Raw genomic sequence first — 14,594 nt, 5'->3', positions numbered from 1 at the left:
ACATCGTCATCCGGAGGGCCGGAGCGTGTAGCCCACCCCGCGCACAGTGTGGATCATCGGCTGCCGCTGCGCGTCGATCTTGCGCCGGAGGTAGGAGATGTACAGCTCGACGACGTTGCTCTGGCCGCCGAAGTCGTAGGCCCACACCCGGTCGAGGATCTGCGACTTGCTGAGCACCCGGCCCGGGTGGTGCATGAGGAAGCGCAGCAGCTCGAACTCCGTGGGCGTGAGCCTGATCTCCTTGCCGGCCCGCCGTACCTTGTGGTTCTGCTGGTCCAGCGTGAGGTCCCCGACCATGAGGCCGGCGTCCGCCCGCGCCCGGGCCGCGCCCGGGCGGCGCAGCAGGCCCCGCAGCCTGATGACGACCTCCTCCAGGCTGAACGGCTTGGTGACGTAGTCGTCGGCGCCGGTCCGCAGGCCGACGAGCCGGTCCTGGAGCGAGTCCAGAGCGGTCAGGAACAGGATCGGCACGCCCGGCAGCACCGCGCGCAGCCGGGGAAGGAGCCGGATCCCGTCCAGATCGGGCAGCATGACGTCCAGGACGATCGCGTCAGGGCGGAACCCCCGCGCCGCGCGGATGGCCTCGCTGCCGTTGTGCGCACCGCGGACGTCCCAGGACTCCTTGCGCATGACCGTGGAAAGGAGCGTGGTCAGCGAGGGCCCGCCATCCACCACGAGGACGTTGATCGAGCTGCCGTCCGATCGGCTGGTCGTCTGCATATCCGTGACGATGGCCTCCCTCTATGAAGGTTTGATGATTCCTGCTTGTGAATCGCCTGTGAGCCGCTCCGAACGATCCCGGTCGAGGCCGCTACCTGTGCTTATCCAATACAAAAGATGCGTACAGGCGTTTCTCAGATCGGCTCGGCAGGGTGATCGGCGAGGGAGGACCTTCGGGGGCTGAATTCAGATGTTCGGCCAGGTCCGTCCCGGATTGGACTCATATCCAGTGCGCTTCTCCAAGCCTTTCGCCATGACCCTCGCCGGCGCCGCCCTGCTGACGCTGCCCCTGTCGGGCACCGCCTTCGCCGACGCCCGGCCGCAGCCGGCGGCCACCGTCACGGCCCCGCGGCCGGCCGCCACCGTCACGGCCCCGCGGCCGGCCGCCACCGTCACGGCCCCGCGGCCGGCGGCCACTGTCACGGCCCCGCGGCCGACGCGCTCGAACCCCGTCACGCCCACCGTGTCCCAGGACCAGCTCGCCAAGGGCCGCGACGACGTCCGCAAGGTCGAGCTGAAGGTCTCTGTGGACCCTGACCGGGTGCGCGCCGGCGACTCGTACGACGTGACGATCACCGCCAAGGGCCTGCGCTCCGGCACGGCGATCGTGACCGGCCCCGAGGGCAAGAGCTACCGCGTGGCGCTCTCCGGCGGCAAGGCCACCAAGACGCTGACCGTGCCGTCCAAGGCCAAGCCCGGCAGCGAGACCGTGACCGTCAAGGTCGGCAACCAGACCGCCACGGCCTCTTTCGACGTGGTGGCCCCCCGCTCGCAGCGCCACCACGACCACGACGGCAAGTAGTAGGTGGGCCGGGGCCACCCGCCCGTTACCCGTCTGGATGGTGGGCCTGCTGACACCCGCCCCAGACAAAGGGCTTCGCCGGAGGCGCTTCGCGCAAGGGCTCAGACGCCCTTATTCAGGCGCCTCCGGCGCACCCCCGCGCCTCCGGCGCACCCCCGCGCCTCCGGCGCCATCGGGCCCCGCCCGTTGACCGGTTGGACAGTGGGCCGCCTGCTGCCCACCCCGGACCGGCTCGCCTTCGGAGAATTCCTGGGCCGGGGAGCAGGGGGATATCGGCTTTCAGAAACCGCTGCCGATATGCGACCTAATGGGGCTTGGACCGGTGCTCAGCCCACAAGTCGACCGCCTCTTGGAGATCCAGAGCGGCAACATCCTCGCGGGCCATCCCGACCGTGTAGATCAACCGGTCCGCGAGCCAATCTGGAACCGGTTCTCTAGACGGCGCCTTCTTCACCCGAATGTGATCGGCCAGCGTGCCAAGACGCTCGATCACCTGGCCGAGCTGGATGATCTCCGGACGGTCGGTACCCGCCTCGCGAACCCTCGCCGCCGCCTCGGCGTAGACTTCCGCGTCGGCTCGCTCACCGACAGCCCACACCTCGCAGATCTCCACCGACTTGTCGTCGGTGATGCGGTAGACGACACGCCACGTGTTGCGACCGACCACAAGCTTCCGAAAACCGGTCAGTCCCCCACCGAGCGGGTAACCAGCCTCAGGGTAGTCCAACAGGAGAAGGATCTTCTTGAGCACCTTGGGCACCGCGTCTGGGCCGATGCGCCGGAGGTCATCGACCGCCGGCGCCGTGAAGACGACGTCGGACACGGCTCACTCGTCGTCTGGGATGGCGGCCAGCGACTCGCGAGTGTGCCCGAAAGCGGCCACCACCTCATCGAGCGAGACCCGCGCCCCCGTGTCCGTGACCGACCGAGCGAGCACAAGCGCCAGATCGCGCAGATCAGCCGCCGCCTCCTCCAACTCGTTGAGCCGGCGGATGCTCACCACGGCCGCCACCGGCTGATGCCGGCGGGTGACCACCAGATCGGTCCCTTGCTCCGCCTCAGCTACCAGGCGGGCAACACCTCGCTGGGCCGCCTCTGTGACGCTCAACTCGGTAGCGTGGTGCAGGCCAGTCATACATCAACTGTACATCTTTCTGTACAGAGCCGCGCCGATCACCGAGCACACCGTGACGAGCGGCTATGACGACAGGCGGCCGGGTCGCGGCGTGTGGGTGCCCTCGCTGCGCCCCTGCGGTCCGCCATTCTGGCGGCGCAGCACGCCTGCATCGGCGCAGAGCCGACGCTGGGACCTCTCGGTCGCCCTCATGAATAAGCGTCACGCATAGGGCGCGGCACCCGTCATTACGGCCTCAGCTTTGACCCGAGCAGCGTAAGAATTCACGAGATAAAGATCGGGCCTGCCGGGTGGTGGACCCGTCTGATGCTGCTGGTGGTCGCACTTCATCTCGCGGGATAAATCAGGCTCAGGCTGCGGGAGCACGTGGAATGATTCGCACCTCCAGATTCGCGTTTTGTGGAAACGGTCAGGATGATCCGCCGATCCGCAGCGATCTTTGTGTACAGAACCGCATCGGTCCCTGGTCCCCACAAAGTGGTCAGGACGGCCGGGGTGGAGCGGTGCTCAAGCGGATGACCAGCTCCGTGGGCAGTTCGATCCGGGCCGGGGCGCCGTCGGTGAGCAACGCCGTCAGCGCCGCCGCGCCCAGCTCGGGCCAGGGCTGGCGGACCGTGGTGAGGGCCGGCGCGACGTGCGCGGCGGCCCAGGAGTCGTCGAAGCCGACCACGCTCACGTCGTCGGGCACGCGCAGCCCGTGCTCGCCCAGCGCCTGGTACACCCCGACGGCCATGGAGTCCGAGCAGGCGAGGACGGCGGTCGGCGGATGGGGGAGGGAGGCGAGCAGGCGGCGGGTGGCTCGCAGGGCGTCGCCCTGCTGGAAGTAGCCGCACACCTCCCACCGGGGGTCGGCCCGGAGCCCGGCGGCGGCCATGGCCTGGCGGTAACCGGCCAGCCGTTCGGTCGCGCACGGGACCCCGGGACGGCCCGCGACGACGGCGATCCGCGAGTGACCGAGGGCGATCAGGTGCTCGGTGGCCGCCCGCGCGCCGTCCCGGTTGGCCGAGGCGACGGCGGGCAGGCCGGACGGCGGCTTGCGGCGCGGGTCGACGATCACCGCGGGGATCCCCCGGTCGGCCAGCCAGGCCCGCTGCGCGGCGGTCGGCGACGTGCGCACGAGCAGGACGCCGGCGCTGTCGCGGGCGCCGATCCGGTCCAGCCACGCGGGCGGGGGCTGGCCGTGCCTGGTGCGGTCGCAGACGGCCGAGACCACCAGGTCCACGCCCGCCCGCCAGGCCGCGTCCTCCACCCCGCCCAGGATCGCCAGCGCGTACGGCGAGTCGAGGGCCTGCAGCATGACGTCCACCATGCTGCCCCGCGCGGGCCGGACCCGCTGCCGGGGGTAGCCGCGCCGCTCCAGCACCTCGGCGACGAGCCGGCGGGTGTGGGCGGAGACGTCGGAGCGGCCGTTGAGGGCTTTGGAAACGGTTGCAACGGATACACCGGCCTCGCGGGCGATCACGGCCAGTTTGGGCAACTGCGGGGGCTGGTCCTCGACCGTCATGACCCCCACTCTCCCCGCCGCGCCTGGGAATCGCCAGGCCAGCGCCCCGAAAATTTCGAATTTCAGCCAGGACGGCCTGCTCCCGGCCGCCTGCGGGCACCCGGGCCATTTGACGGCACGTACGTGCGGGTGCGACGTTTCCTGCAACCGATTGCAGCAGGTGCCGCCAAGGAGTGAGGGATGACGACCTACCGCAACCCCGTGCTGAACGCCGACTGGTCCGACCCCGACGTGATCCGCGTCGGCGCGGACTTCTACCTGACCGCCTCCACGTTCACCAAGGTCCCGGGCCTGCCGATCCTGCACTCGCGCGACCTGGTCAACTGGACGATCATCGGGCACGCCGTGACGAGCGGCTATGACGACGTGCGACCGGGGTGCGGCGTCTGGGCGCCCTCGCTGCGCCACCACGACGGCCGGTTCTGGATCTTCTACGGCGACCCCGACGTGGGGATCCACGTGGTGAGCGCGCAGGACCCGCGGGGTCCGTGGACCGCGCCGCACGTGGTCAAGCCGGGCGCGGGGCTCATCGACCCGTGCCCGCTGTGGGACGACGACGGCCAGGCGTACCTGGTGCACGGCTGGGCCAAGAGCCGCGCCGGCGTCAACAACCGGCTCACCCTGCACCGCATGTCGCCGGACGCCCGCGAGGTGCTGGACGAGGGCACGCTGATCATCGACGCCGACCTGCTGCCCGGATACCGGACGCTGGAGGGGCCCAAGCTCTACAAGCGCGACGGCACGTACTGGATCTTCGCCCCGGCGGGCGGAGTGGAGCAGGGCTGGCAGTCGGTGTTCCGGGCGAGCTCGATCTTCGGTCCGTACGAGGACCGGATCGTGCTGGAGCAGGGCGGCACCGACGTGAACGGGCCGCACCAGGGCGGCTGGGTGGACACCCCGTCGGGCGAGCACTGGTTCATGCACTTCCAGGACCGCGGCGCCTACGGCAGGGTCGTCCACCTGCAGCCCATGACCTGGGAGGACGGCTGGCCGGTCATGGGCGCGGACGGCGAGCCGGTGCCCGGCGGCCCCGTGCCCGTCCCCGGCGGCACGCCGGCCGAGCCCGCCACCTCCGACGACTTCGCCGGGCCCGAGCTGGGGCTGCAGTGGAGCTGGCAGGCCAACCCCGACCCCTCCTGGTGGGAGCTGCGGGACGGCACCCTCCGCCTGGCCTGCGCGCCGGGGCCGGAGGACCTCAGGGAGCGCCCGTCCGTGCTCGGGCAGCGGCTGCCCGGCGACCCGTGTACGGTCACCGCCGGCCTCACCCTGGACGGCGAGGGCCGGGCGGGACTGGTCGTGCTCGGGTTCACCTACGCCTACGTCGGGCTGGAGCGCACGGCGGCCGGGACCGTCCTGGTGTGCGGCGACATGGAACCCGTGCCCGTGAAGGACGGCGCGCCCGTCACCGTCGGCGCGCGGATCGGGGCGGACGCGCTCGTCACGTTCCTGGCCGACACCGGCGACGGGCTGCGCGAGGTCGGCGCTCCCTTCCAGGCCACGCAGAGCCGGTGGGTGGGGGCGGTGCTGGGCCTGTTCGCGGCGGGGGAGGGCACCGGACAAGCGGTTTTCGACGCGTTCACGGTGGACATCGAGAGGTAGTCCCCGAGCCCCCTGGAGAGTAATCGGACAACTACGTCTGGTTACCATGGATGGGACATATGCGCATCGAATGGTGCGGATCACTCCAGGGGGGCTGGAAATGACTGATGACACCCGGACCGACAGAGCGGGGCTCGACACGGCGGCGGTGGACGGGGAGGAGGCGCTGCTGCACAGCCAGGACGACCCGGTGGCCGCCGCCGCCGTGGACGCGGCCGTCGAGAGCGAGCTGCTGGACGAGCCGTCCGTGGGGGAGGCCGTCGAGGTCGAGTGGTCGGCGGCCAAGCGGGAGAGCGGGCGCCAGATCGCCGGACTGTCGCCCCAGGCCCAGGACCGCGTACGGCGGCTCCAGAGCGAGCTCGGCACCATGGGCGCGGAGGTCTGGCCGGTCTCCAGGGGGTGGGGTTTCGAGATCCACCTCAACGAGAGCGCCGCGTTGCTGGCCGCCGAGATCCCGCAGCTCGTCGGCGAGACCGCGGCCACCGTGCTGGGCTCCTGGCTCGCCCCGCTCATCGAGCGGCAGGTGCGCGCCAAGGCCGACTGGATCACCTCGGTCGCCCGGCCGTACGGCGTGAAGCTGGTCTCGCCGTGGGTCGCGCCCGCCATGCTGGTGCCGGCCAGGGAGGACCGGCGCGACGGCGAGCGGCTGTACTGGACGGTGTACGAGCCCGGCGAGGGGTGGACCCCGGACCAGACGTTCGTCGAGCACTTCAGCGTGTCGAGCCCGGCGCTGGCGGAGTTCCAGGACGGGCTGGTCCTCGTCCACCGCGGCAAGGTCGACGATCCCAGCCTGTGGTGGACGGTCTACGACGCCCAGGAAGGGTGGAGCGCGGATCGGAGACTGCCAGGGCACGTCAGCGACTCGGCCCCGGCGCTGGCGGCGTACGACGGGCAGCTCTACTGCGTGCACCGCGGCGACGGCGACGACAACCTGTGGTGGACGCGGTGGGACGGCTCCGCCTGGAGCCCCGACGCCAGGCTGCCCGAGCACCCAAGCGCCTCGGCCCCCGCGCTGGCCACGTTCGACGGGCAGCTCTACTGCGTGCACGCCGGCACCGACTCCACCCTGTGGTGGACGCGATGGGACGGCTCCTCGTGGAGCCCCTGCACGCAGCTGCCCGGCCACGCCTGCCGGTCCACCCCGGCGCTGGCCGTCTGGCGGGGCCACCTCTACTGCGTGCACACCGGCAAGGACTCCAGCCTGTGGTGGACGCGCTGGGACGGCACCGCCTGGACGCGCGACCAGAAGCTGGCCATGCACTCGGCCGCCGAGGGCCCCGCCCTGACCGTCTACAAGGACCGCCTCTACTGCGTCCACCGTGGCGCCAGTGACCAGCGCCTGTGGTGGACCGTCTTCGACGGCTCCTCCTGGAGCGCCGACGAGCGGCTGCCCGGCCACCACAGCGCCGAGGCCCCGGCCGCCATCGCCTACCGCGACCGGAACGCCACCCGCGACCAGCTCCTGGTCGTGCACCGCGGCACCCGCTAGACACGAAGCGGCACCCGCTGGACACGAAGCGGCACCCGCTGGACACGAAGAGGCGCCGGCTCGCGTGCGAGCCGGCGCCTCGCCGCCGTTGCCTCGCCGCTACCAGCCGGCGAGCTGCTCCAGGAACCAGTCGATCAGCACCTCGGAGACGTTGCCGTGCTCGGTGTCGGCCGTGTCGCAGCAGAACGCGTCCAGGAACGTCTCGTCCTTCGGCAGCTCGGTGAGGTCCCTGTAGAGGTCGGTCTGCCAGTGGTACGGGTCCCTGGCCAGGGCGATGGCGCTGACCGCGGGCACGAAGCAGCTGTGGCGGAACCGCTCCTGGACGGGCAGCCCGATCGCGTCGGCCACCCTGCCCCACGAGTCGAGCGTGCCGCCCGGCGCCCCGTCGAACGCGGCCACGTGCGAGGTGGCGCTCGTCCACGTCGGAGCCCCGAACTTGACCGTGCCGACGTTCTGCAGCTGGCCCATGTCCGGCTGGATCTTGGCGGTGAGCTGCAGTGGATCGTAGTGCAGGTCGAACACCGGCGTGCCCGGCGGCAGGTCGCGCCCCGTGCCGTCGCCGACCCCGTTGGCCAGCCCCAGCTTGTACGGGCGGATCGGGAACCAGCCCACTCGGCGCAGGTCGTCCAGGAAGTCCGTGCGCAGCGGGCTGGCGGTGGTCACGGGGCCCGAGTAGTCCTCGTTCTCGACCCAGGCCCACAGGAGCTGCTGGGCGGCCGGGCTGCGGATCAGCTCGGCCTGCCCGGGGCCGTTCGCGTTCGGCTCCAGCGATTCGTGCAGGTAGGCGAGCTGCTGGAGCACCAGCGGGATCCAGGCGCCGAGGTGCGGCGTGTCGTAGGAGAAGTACTTGTCGGTCTGGTGGTCGGCGCCCTCGGTCTCCATGCGCGCCAGCGCGTACCTGGTGACCATGCCGCCCATGCTGACGCCGCCGACGACCAGCGGCAGGTCGCCCTGCCGCTCCCGGATGGCGCGCTGGACGCAGGTGACCGCCACGGCGGCGTTGGCCTGGATGTACGTCTGGCGCTGGTCGAAGCCCAGGAGGATGACGTCGATGCCCATGCTCCGGAGCTGGTCCAGGAAGCCGGGGCTGCGCTCGCTGTTGAAGTGGGCCCACAGCGCGTCCAGGTCGCTGGGCCCGTAACCGAAGCCGTCGGCGAAGATCAGCGGCCGGGTCAGCGCGCTGTGCCCGTCGGCCAGGTAGATCGCGGCCCGCCCGGTGGCCGTGCGCCCCAGGTGCGGCTTGTCGCCCACCAGCTCCCAGACGCGGTCGGGCCTGGGCGCCTCGCTCACCCGGGGATGCGGGGTCGCGAACCAGATCCCCTGCTCGCCGAGCGCGTCCACGATCCGCTCGGACTGCTCCTCTGTCAGGCTGTTCCTGACCGACTGGGCTCTGCTCTCGACGTCGATTCTCGGTTCGTGCGCCATGTCGATCCTCTCGCTAGGTGCCGGACCCCCATGGGGCCACTGACCAACACCATATGGTCACTCTGGGTGATTGACCGCGTACCCGAAGTGGGTGGCGCGTCCGGTCAATCCACCCGTGACCGGAGATCGACGGTGAGCGTGCCGGCCTCCCACCGGACCTCGGTGCCGAGGTCGGCGCAGGCGGCGGTGAACCGGGCCCGGACCCAGCGGGCCTCCATGTCGTTCGCGATCCTGGTACGGCAGTAGTCCAGCGCGATGGGGACGGCCCGCAGCCGTACCGGGCCCCGCTCGTCCAGGGTGACCAGGAAGATCAGCCCGAGGTCGTTGCGGAGCTCGGGGTCCACGATGTAGTCGTCGATGAGGTCGCCCAGGTCGTACAGGACCGGTCCGGCCACCCCGTGGAAGACGTGCGCTGAGTGCCCGGCCACCAGGGACGCCCCGGCCTTCACCAGGGCCCGGGCGGCGCGGCGGACGTGCGTGACGGGCTTGGAGGTCATGTTCGGACCCCAGTGGACGCAGACCAGGACGAGGTCGGCGTCCAGGCCCCCGATCGTGCTCGTGAGCCGGTCCGGCACCCCGAAGCCCAGGTCGGCGTACGCGACGCCGGGCCGGCGCTCGGTGGCCTCGAACTCGGGAGGATGGTCCGTGACGCCCAGCACCGCCAGGCGGAGATCCCCCACCTTCAGCTCGGCGGGCTCCCAGGCCCGGGCCAGGTCGGCGCCCGCGCCCACGGTGCGGATCCCGGCCGCCGCCAGGTGGTCGAGGGTGTCGAGGAGGGCCTCGTGGCCGTAGTCCAGGGCGTGGTTGTTGGCCAGCGTGACCGCGTGCACCCCCAGCTCCGCCAGCATCGCCGCGGCCTGGGGCGGGGCGCGGAAGTGGAACGCCTTGCGCAGCGGGTCCCAGCGTCGGCCGCGGTCCGAGACGCAGCATTCGAGGTTGAACAGGACCAGGTCGGCCCGGGAGAGCACCGAGCGCACGCCGGTGTCGAAGAAGTCGGCCGGATCGGCGGTCAGCCTCAGCCGCTCGGCCACGCCGCGGCCGAGCATGGTGTCGCCCGCGAGCGCCAGCGTGACCGTGGGGAGGGCGGATTCCCCGGCGCCCGGCGTGCTCCCCGTTTCCTCGGTCATGTCCACTCCGCTTCCCCGTCCGATGGCTTCGACACACCCTCTGACCTGCGACTAAACCGTTCACGACGGGCAATTGCGGGTACGGGATGAATTTGGAGGAGGGGGGCGACGGTGTCCCTCACGTCACGGAGGTGAGAAAGCAGTGGCTTTGCCGATAAGGCGCAATCGCGGAGCGATGCAGGCGGGTGTCCCCTGGCAGAGGCGGTCCTGGGATCCCTTCACCGAGTTCGAGCAGCTGTGGGACCAGATGGGACGGCTCTTCGAGCAGGGCGCGGAGAGCGATCTGGCCGCCTGGCGGCCGGTGGCGGAGACCGAGGAGACCCCGGACGCCTACATCGTACGGGCGGAGCTTCCCGGCCTGAAGCGGCAGGACATCAACGTCGAGGTCAACGACAGCGAGCTGTGCGTGTCCGGGGAGGTCAACGAGGAGGACAAGGGCCAGATGCTGCGCCGGCGCACCGGGCGGTTCGTCTACCGGACGATCCTGCCGAGCGACGCCGACACCGAGCACATCGGCGGCGAGCTGGCGGACGGGATCCTGATCGTGCGCGTTCCCAAGACCGAGAAGGGCCGCGCTCGACGCATCGAGATCAAGGGCTGACACCGGGGGAGGCGCATGGCCGGCACGCAGGCGTTCTGGATCGGCGCCGCGCGAGGGCGCGACGGCGCGGAGCCGGGCAGCGCGCAGGAGCGCTATGGCGAGGAGCTGCGCAGATGGCGGCATGCTTTCGAAGCCATGCACGGCGAACCGGCCGCGGGCGGCGTCACGCTGGACCCGCTGCACTTCGCACTGGGCGCGTGGGAGGTGGCCACGCGCCCGGTGGCGGAGCACGCCTACGTACGCCGCCACCCGCGGGTGCTGGACGCGACCTGTCACCGTCCGGAGGAGGCGCCGGGCCTGCTGGCGGTGGTCGAGCTGGCCGCCCCGCCCGCGGTCCGGCTGCCGCAGGGCTGGTCGAGCTGGCAGCGCCAGGAGCCCACCTACGTGCCGCCGCCGTACGAGCGGCCGACCGCGCTGAGCACGCTGGAGCTCCGCGTGCCCCTGCCGGTCGAGCGCCTGCCCACGCCCACCCACGCGCGGGCCGCGGGCCTGCCGAACCTCGACGACGCCCAGGCTTCGCTCGAAGCGCTCCTGGCCGAGCTGAACGCCGTGGTCAACCCGTTCCTGCAGGAGCTGGAGGAAGCCGATCCGGCGAGGTGATCCAGGATGAACAGGCACGACAAGGACCCGGAGGACGAGTTCTTCGCTCCCGTGCTGCGCGAGCCGCCGCCTCCCGAGGAGATCACCTCCTCCGGCGTGGTGAGCGACACCGGCGTGCCCGACGTGCACGGAGGCGGCCATGGGGAGTGGCCGGCGTCGCCGCCGCCGTCGAGCTGGCTCGGCGTGCGCCTGCTGGCGGGCGCGCTCGGGCTGCTGGTGGGGGTGGTCCTGACCGTGCTGGCCCTGCTGGCCGCGCGGCCGCTGCTCGCCGTGCCGCCCGCCCTGGTGGCGCTGGGGGCAGCGGTGTATCTGGTGACGTTCGGCGTACGGCGCTCGCACGCCGACGGCGGCCCTCCGACGTTCGGATGAGTGCCCTCTGGGTAAGCGCCCAGCTTGAAGCCAGTCGGGGCAGAGGAGCCGAGATGTCTCTGATAGATCTTGAATGCGTCCGCCAGTTGCTGCAGTCGGAGCAACCCGACGCCACGTTGGTGTTCGTGCGGGGTGACTGCGTGGTCCTGCCGGCCGATGAGGTGGATGACGCGCACAAGGGCCTGGTCATCGCGCACCGCGACGAGCTCGCGGCCCGGCTGCCGGAGGGCGGCCTGAGCGACGAGGCTCTGGAGGACCTGGCGACCAGGCTGGACAACATCGCCCGCGACCTGGGCGCCTAGCTCCCTATTTCCCGTTCTCCAGGTAGTGCAGGACGGCCGCCACGCGCCGGTCGGTCCGGTCGGTCGGCGCCAGGTCGAGCTTGGAGAAGATGCTGCGGATGTGCTTGTGCACGGCGCCGTCGGTGACGAACAGCCGCTCGGCGATCGCGGCGTTGCCCAGGCCCTCGGCCATCAGGGCCAGCACGTCGCGCTCGCGCGGGCTGAGCCGGTCGAGCCGGCTGTCGGGCCTGCTGCGGGCCAGCAGCTGCGCGACGACCTCCGGATCGATGGCCGTGCCCCCCTCCGCCACCCGGTGCAGCGCGCCCATGAACTCCTCGACCCGCCCCACCCGCTCCTTGAGCAGGTAGCCCAGCCGGGCGCTGCCGTGGGCGAGCAGGTCGGTGGCGAACGCCTGCTCCACGTACGCCGACAGCACGAGCACGGCCAGCTCCGGCTGACGCCGCCGGGCCTCGACGGCCGCGACGATGCCCTCGTCGGTGTGGGTCGGGGGCATCCGGACGTCCACGATGGCGACGTCCGGCCTGTGGGCGTCGATCGCGGTCAGGAAGCCGTCCGGGTCGGGCGCGGTGGCCACGACGTCCAGCGACTCCGCCCGCAGCAGCAGCGCGAGGCCCTCGCGCAGGAGCGGGTCGTCCTCGGCGATCACAATCCGCATGGGAGGCTCACATTCATGGTGGTAGGTCCGCCTTCTGGGCTGGTCAGCGCGAAGGTCCCGTCGAGGGCCTCGGCCCGGCGGCGGATCCCGGCCAGCCCCGACCCGCGTCGCTCGTCCGCCCCGCCGCGGCCGTCGTCGGTGATCCGGAGGTCCAGCCGGTCGTCGTGCCGCCGGATCGTGACGGTGGCGTGCCGCGCCTGGCTGTACTTGGCGATGTTGGTGAGCCCCTCGGCCACCACGAAGTAGGCCGTGGCCTCGACGGACGCGGCGCACCTGCCGGGCAGGTCGACGTCGATCCGGCAGGGGACGGGGCAGCTGGCGGCCAGGCCGCTCAGCGCGTCGGCGAGGCTCCGGTCCGTCAGCACCGGGGGCAGGATGCTGCGCGAGACCGCGCGCAGCTCGGCCAGCGCCTGCTCGGCGGCGTCCTGCGCGCGTTCGAGCATGGCGTCGGCGGTGGCAGGGTCGCGGGCCAGCGCGCGGCGGGCCGCGCCGAGCATGACGTTGACGGCGACGAGCCGGTTCTGCGTGCCGTCGTGCAGCGACCTCTCGATCCGCCGCAGCTCGGCGGCGTGCGCGTCGAGCGCCTCCGCGCGGGTCGCGGTGAGCTGGGCGACCCGCAGCGCCAGGTCGGTGCTGGGATCGGCGGCCAGCAGCCGCCGTCCCGGCCACGCCTGCAGGCGCGCCATGCCGGGGACGAGGGCCAGGGTCAGCGCGATCCAGCCCACGCTCAGCGCGCCGACCGCGAGGGCGCTCGGGAGGTCGTCCACCACCCAGAGGTCCACGCCCGCCCCGTCCGGCAGCAGCCGCCACCACAGCGGGAACGTGAGGTCGCGTACCGCGCTGAGCGGCAGCGTCATGCCGAGCGCCCCGAGCATCAGTCCGACGGACCCGTGGACCAGCGCCCAGCACAGCTCGCGCCGGCTCGCCGGGTTCCTGATCGCCGCCCGCATCTCGGACGGGACCGGGTCGGGGCTGATGACGACGTCCGGACCCCAGCGGGACAGCCGCCCCCGCTCCCGGTCGGCGACGATGCGCAGCACGTGCAGGGCGGTGGGCACCAGGAACAGGCCGACGCCGACGAGGCAGGCCAGCGCGGTGATGGCCACGACGAACACGGCCAGGATCGCCAGGATGGCGGTGCCGACGCCGCCGACGAGGTGTTCGAGGGCGTCGAGGGTGGCGCGGGTCCGGGCCACCATGTCCCACCGGCGTAAGGTCCCCGCGTCGGGAGTCGGCATTCTCCGACCCTAGGACATCTCCCAGGGCGAAGGGCTGATGCCGGACGAACAGTACAGCCTGCTGTACCTCGGGCTGTCTCACTGGTGGGATCGCCCGTGGCGACGGCGATCCGTAGCGTCTTGGGGTGTCACCCGATCTCGTGAGGAGCGCACCATGGCCCCCGTCCGAATCCCCCGCCCCGTCCTGTGGCTGCTGCTGGCGATCTTCGCGGTCGCCAACATGGTCACCTCCACCTCCGATCTCAACATGTTCGTCGGCATCGGGTTCGGCCTGGCCGCGCTGGCCTGCGCGGCCGCGCTGATCCAGCAGCACTACGCACGGCGCGGCTGAACGACGGATTCGTCCTCGCTCTTGAGAGGGAGCCGCGGAATCGCCCTCACCGGCGATGCCCGAGGACCCCCGCGACGCCGAGGATCGTCTCCATGAACTCCCGTATCCCCTTCATCGCCGCGCCCCTGCTCGTGCTCGCCTACGGCGTGATCCGCATCCTCGACGGCCTCGACGGCAGCCGGGGTCCCGGCATCGCGTGGACCACCGGCCACCTCGCCTTCATGGCGGCGCTCGTCCTGTACGTCCCCATCTTCTGGCAGATGCGGCGAATGGCCGGCGGGAACGCCCTGGCCACCGCGAGCGCGGCGGCCGGGACCGTCGGCGTCGTGGCGTTGCTCGCACAGTTCGGCATCGACATCGCGGTCGGGTTCATGTCCGCCGACCACGAGGCGATGGGTGGGCTGTTCGACCAGGTCAAGAGCGTCCCCGGCGTCTCGGCCGTCGTCTACGACGTCGTACCCCTGCTGTTCTTCGCCGGGCAGCTCGCCCTCGTGGTGCAGCTCGCGGCGCTGCGCCGGGTGAAGATGTGGGCGCCCGTCCTGGTCCTGGCCGACCTCGTCCTGCCGTTCGTCGAGAAGGACCTCATCCCGCTCGGCGCCCTCTGCCTGCTGGTCTCGTTCGTCCCCCTCGCCCGCCAGGTTCCCGTCATGGGCAGGCCCGCCGCCGCGCTCGCATGACGCACGAGGCAAGATGGGAC

The 14,594-nt window shown here is 71.7% G+C and carries 17 protein-coding genes; 9 read left to right on the top strand and 8 right to left on the bottom strand.

Annotation, left to right across the window (positions count from 1 at the left end):
- Positions 1-6 precede the first annotated feature (6 nt).
- Positions 7-720 (bottom strand): response regulator transcription factor, encoded by a 714-nt coding sequence (locus H4W80_RS33255; RefSeq protein ID WP_192788693.1) that lies wholly within the window; start codon positions 718-720, stop codon positions 7-9.
- A gap of 253 nt (positions 721-973) precedes the next feature.
- On the opposite strand from H4W80_RS33255, the gene H4W80_RS33250 reads away from it, so the two are divergent.
- Positions 974-1,522, top strand: a complete 549-nt coding sequence (locus H4W80_RS33250) for a superantigen-like protein SSL4 (protein ID WP_192788692.1) — start codon at positions 974-976, stop codon at positions 1,520-1,522.
- 304 nt (positions 1,523-1,826) lie between these two features.
- Here the strand turns inward: H4W80_RS33250 and H4W80_RS33245 are convergent, their stop codons facing one another.
- From H4W80_RS33245 to H4W80_RS33235, 3 genes are all read right to left on the bottom strand, one after another.
- Positions 1,827-2,345, bottom strand: coding sequence for a type II toxin-antitoxin system RelE family toxin (locus H4W80_RS33245; RefSeq protein ID WP_192788691.1), 519 nt, complete (start codon positions 2,343-2,345; stop codon positions 1,827-1,829).
- A 3-nt stretch (positions 2,346-2,348) separates the two neighbouring features.
- Positions 2,349-2,657, bottom strand: a complete 309-nt coding sequence (locus H4W80_RS33240; protein ID WP_192788690.1) for a type II toxin-antitoxin system prevent-host-death family antitoxin — start codon at positions 2,655-2,657, stop codon at positions 2,349-2,351.
- 481 nt (positions 2,658-3,138) lie between these two features.
- Positions 3,139-4,161, bottom strand: coding sequence for a LacI family DNA-binding transcriptional regulator (locus H4W80_RS33235; RefSeq protein WP_192788689.1), 1,023 nt, complete (start codon positions 4,159-4,161; stop codon positions 3,139-3,141).
- A gap of 180 nt (positions 4,162-4,341) precedes the next feature.
- On the opposite strand from H4W80_RS33235, the gene H4W80_RS33230 reads away from it, so the two are divergent.
- Both H4W80_RS33230 and H4W80_RS33225 read left to right on the top strand, forming a co-directional pair.
- The gene (locus H4W80_RS33230) at positions 4,342-5,760 is read left to right on the top strand and encodes a glycoside hydrolase family 43 protein (RefSeq protein ID WP_192788688.1); all 1,419 of its coding nucleotides are present in this window, start codon (positions 4,342-4,344) and stop codon (positions 5,758-5,760) included.
- A gap of 100 nt (positions 5,761-5,860) precedes the next feature.
- Entirely contained in the window at positions 5,861-7,249 is a 1,389-nt protein-coding gene (locus H4W80_RS33225; RefSeq protein WP_192788687.1) for a PLL family lectin, read from the top strand.
- 99 nt (positions 7,250-7,348) lie between these two features.
- On the opposite strand, the gene H4W80_RS33220 is transcribed toward H4W80_RS33225, so the two are convergent.
- Both H4W80_RS33220 and H4W80_RS33215 read right to left on the bottom strand, forming a co-directional pair.
- Positions 7,349-8,674 carry an esterase/lipase family protein gene (locus H4W80_RS33220; RefSeq protein WP_192788686.1) on the bottom strand — a complete coding sequence of 442 codons (1,326 nt, stop codon included), beginning with the start codon at positions 8,672-8,674 and terminating at the stop codon, positions 7,349-7,351.
- Positions 8,675-8,778: 104 nt separating this feature from the next.
- The gene (locus H4W80_RS33215) at positions 8,779-9,801 is read right to left on the bottom strand and encodes a CapA family protein (RefSeq protein WP_192788685.1); all 1,023 of its coding nucleotides are present in this window, start codon (positions 9,799-9,801) and stop codon (positions 8,779-8,781) included.
- A gap of 175 nt (positions 9,802-9,976) precedes the next feature.
- On the opposite strand from H4W80_RS33215, the gene H4W80_RS33210 reads away from it, so the two are divergent.
- From H4W80_RS33210 to H4W80_RS33195, 4 genes are read left to right on the top strand one after another with little or no spacing between them, the layout of a single operon-like run.
- Entirely contained in the window at positions 9,977-10,402 is a 426-nt protein-coding gene (locus H4W80_RS33210) for an Hsp20/alpha crystallin family protein (protein WP_192788684.1), read from the top strand.
- Between the two features lie 15 nt (positions 10,403-10,417).
- On the top strand, positions 10,418-11,002 hold the full coding sequence (locus tag H4W80_RS33205; RefSeq protein WP_192788683.1) for a hypothetical protein: 585 nt from the start codon (positions 10,418-10,420) through the stop codon (positions 11,000-11,002).
- A 6-nt stretch (positions 11,003-11,008) separates the two neighbouring features.
- On the top strand, positions 11,009-11,371 hold the full coding sequence (locus H4W80_RS33200) for a hypothetical protein (protein WP_192788682.1): 363 nt from the start codon (positions 11,009-11,011) through the stop codon (positions 11,369-11,371).
- Between the two features lie 53 nt (positions 11,372-11,424).
- Positions 11,425-11,673 (top strand): hypothetical protein, encoded by a 249-nt coding sequence (locus tag H4W80_RS33195; protein WP_192788681.1) that lies wholly within the window; start codon positions 11,425-11,427, stop codon positions 11,671-11,673.
- A gap of 4 nt (positions 11,674-11,677) precedes the next feature.
- On the opposite strand, the gene H4W80_RS33190 is transcribed toward H4W80_RS33195, so the two are convergent.
- Both H4W80_RS33190 and H4W80_RS33185 read right to left on the bottom strand, forming a co-directional pair.
- Positions 11,678-12,328, bottom strand: coding sequence for a response regulator (locus H4W80_RS33190; RefSeq protein WP_192788680.1), 651 nt, complete (start codon positions 12,326-12,328; stop codon positions 11,678-11,680).
- Positions 12,316-13,566, bottom strand: coding sequence for a sensor histidine kinase (locus H4W80_RS33185; protein ID WP_192788679.1), 1,251 nt, complete (start codon positions 13,564-13,566; stop codon positions 12,316-12,318). Before H4W80_RS33185 ends, H4W80_RS33190 begins: the two co-directional genes overlap by 13 nt.
- 154 nt (positions 13,567-13,720) lie before the next feature.
- On the opposite strand from H4W80_RS33185, the gene H4W80_RS33180 reads away from it, so the two are divergent.
- Both H4W80_RS33180 and H4W80_RS33175 read left to right on the top strand, forming a co-directional pair.
- The gene (locus H4W80_RS33180; protein ID WP_192788678.1) at positions 13,721-13,897 is read left to right on the top strand and encodes a hypothetical protein; all 177 of its coding nucleotides are present in this window, start codon (positions 13,721-13,723) and stop codon (positions 13,895-13,897) included.
- A gap of 92 nt (positions 13,898-13,989) precedes the next feature.
- Positions 13,990-14,574, top strand: coding sequence for a hypothetical protein (locus H4W80_RS33175; RefSeq protein ID WP_192788677.1), 585 nt, complete (start codon positions 13,990-13,992; stop codon positions 14,572-14,574).
- Positions 14,575-14,594 lie beyond the last annotated feature (20 nt).

It is taken from the genome of Nonomuraea angiospora, from assembly GCF_014873145.1.
In the GTDB taxonomy this organism is placed as follows: domain Bacteria; phylum Actinomycetota; class Actinomycetes; order Streptosporangiales; family Streptosporangiaceae; genus Nonomuraea; species Nonomuraea angiospora.
Note: the sequence above shows the minus strand (reverse complement) of the source record. Positions and strands in the feature narration are given on the sequence as shown.

Coding starts and splice junctions, on each gene's coding strand:
- H4W80_RS33240 (WP_192788690.1), bottom strand. CDS start 2,657: ATGACTGGCCTGCACCACGCTACCGAGTTGAGCGTCACAGAGGCGGCC.
- H4W80_RS33195 (WP_192788681.1), top strand. CDS start 11,425: ATGTCTCTGATAGATCTTGAATGCGTCCGCCAGTTGCTGCAGTCGGAG.
- H4W80_RS33185 (WP_192788679.1), bottom strand. CDS start 13,566: ATGCCGACTCCCGACGCGGGGACCTTACGCCGGTGGGACATGGTGGCC.
- H4W80_RS33210 (WP_192788684.1), top strand. CDS start 9,977: ATGCAGGCGGGTGTCCCCTGGCAGAGGCGGTCCTGGGATCCCTTCACC.
- H4W80_RS33215 (WP_192788685.1), bottom strand. CDS start 9,801: ATGACCGAGGAAACGGGGAGCACGCCGGGCGCCGGGGAATCCGCCCTC.
- H4W80_RS33255 (WP_192788693.1), bottom strand. CDS start 720: ATGCAGACGACCAGCCGATCGGACGGCAGCTCGATCAACGTCCTCGTG.
- H4W80_RS33230 (WP_192788688.1), top strand. CDS start 4,342: ATGACGACCTACCGCAACCCCGTGCTGAACGCCGACTGGTCCGACCCC.
- H4W80_RS33200 (WP_192788682.1), top strand. CDS start 11,009: ATGAACAGGCACGACAAGGACCCGGAGGACGAGTTCTTCGCTCCCGTG.
- H4W80_RS33180 (WP_192788678.1), top strand. CDS start 13,721: ATGGCCCCCGTCCGAATCCCCCGCCCCGTCCTGTGGCTGCTGCTGGCG.
- H4W80_RS33250 (WP_192788692.1), top strand. CDS start 974: ATGACCCTCGCCGGCGCCGCCCTGCTGACGCTGCCCCTGTCGGGCACC.
- H4W80_RS33190 (WP_192788680.1), bottom strand. CDS start 12,328: ATGCGGATTGTGATCGCCGAGGACGACCCGCTCCTGCGCGAGGGCCTC.
- H4W80_RS33225 (WP_192788687.1), top strand. CDS start 5,861: ATGACTGATGACACCCGGACCGACAGAGCGGGGCTCGACACGGCGGCG.
- H4W80_RS33205 (WP_192788683.1), top strand. CDS start 10,418: ATGGCCGGCACGCAGGCGTTCTGGATCGGCGCCGCGCGAGGGCGCGAC.
- H4W80_RS33175 (WP_192788677.1), top strand. CDS start 13,990: ATGAACTCCCGTATCCCCTTCATCGCCGCGCCCCTGCTCGTGCTCGCC.
- H4W80_RS33235 (WP_192788689.1), bottom strand. CDS start 4,161: ATGACGGTCGAGGACCAGCCCCCGCAGTTGCCCAAACTGGCCGTGATC.
- H4W80_RS33220 (WP_192788686.1), bottom strand. CDS start 8,674: ATGGCGCACGAACCGAGAATCGACGTCGAGAGCAGAGCCCAGTCGGTC.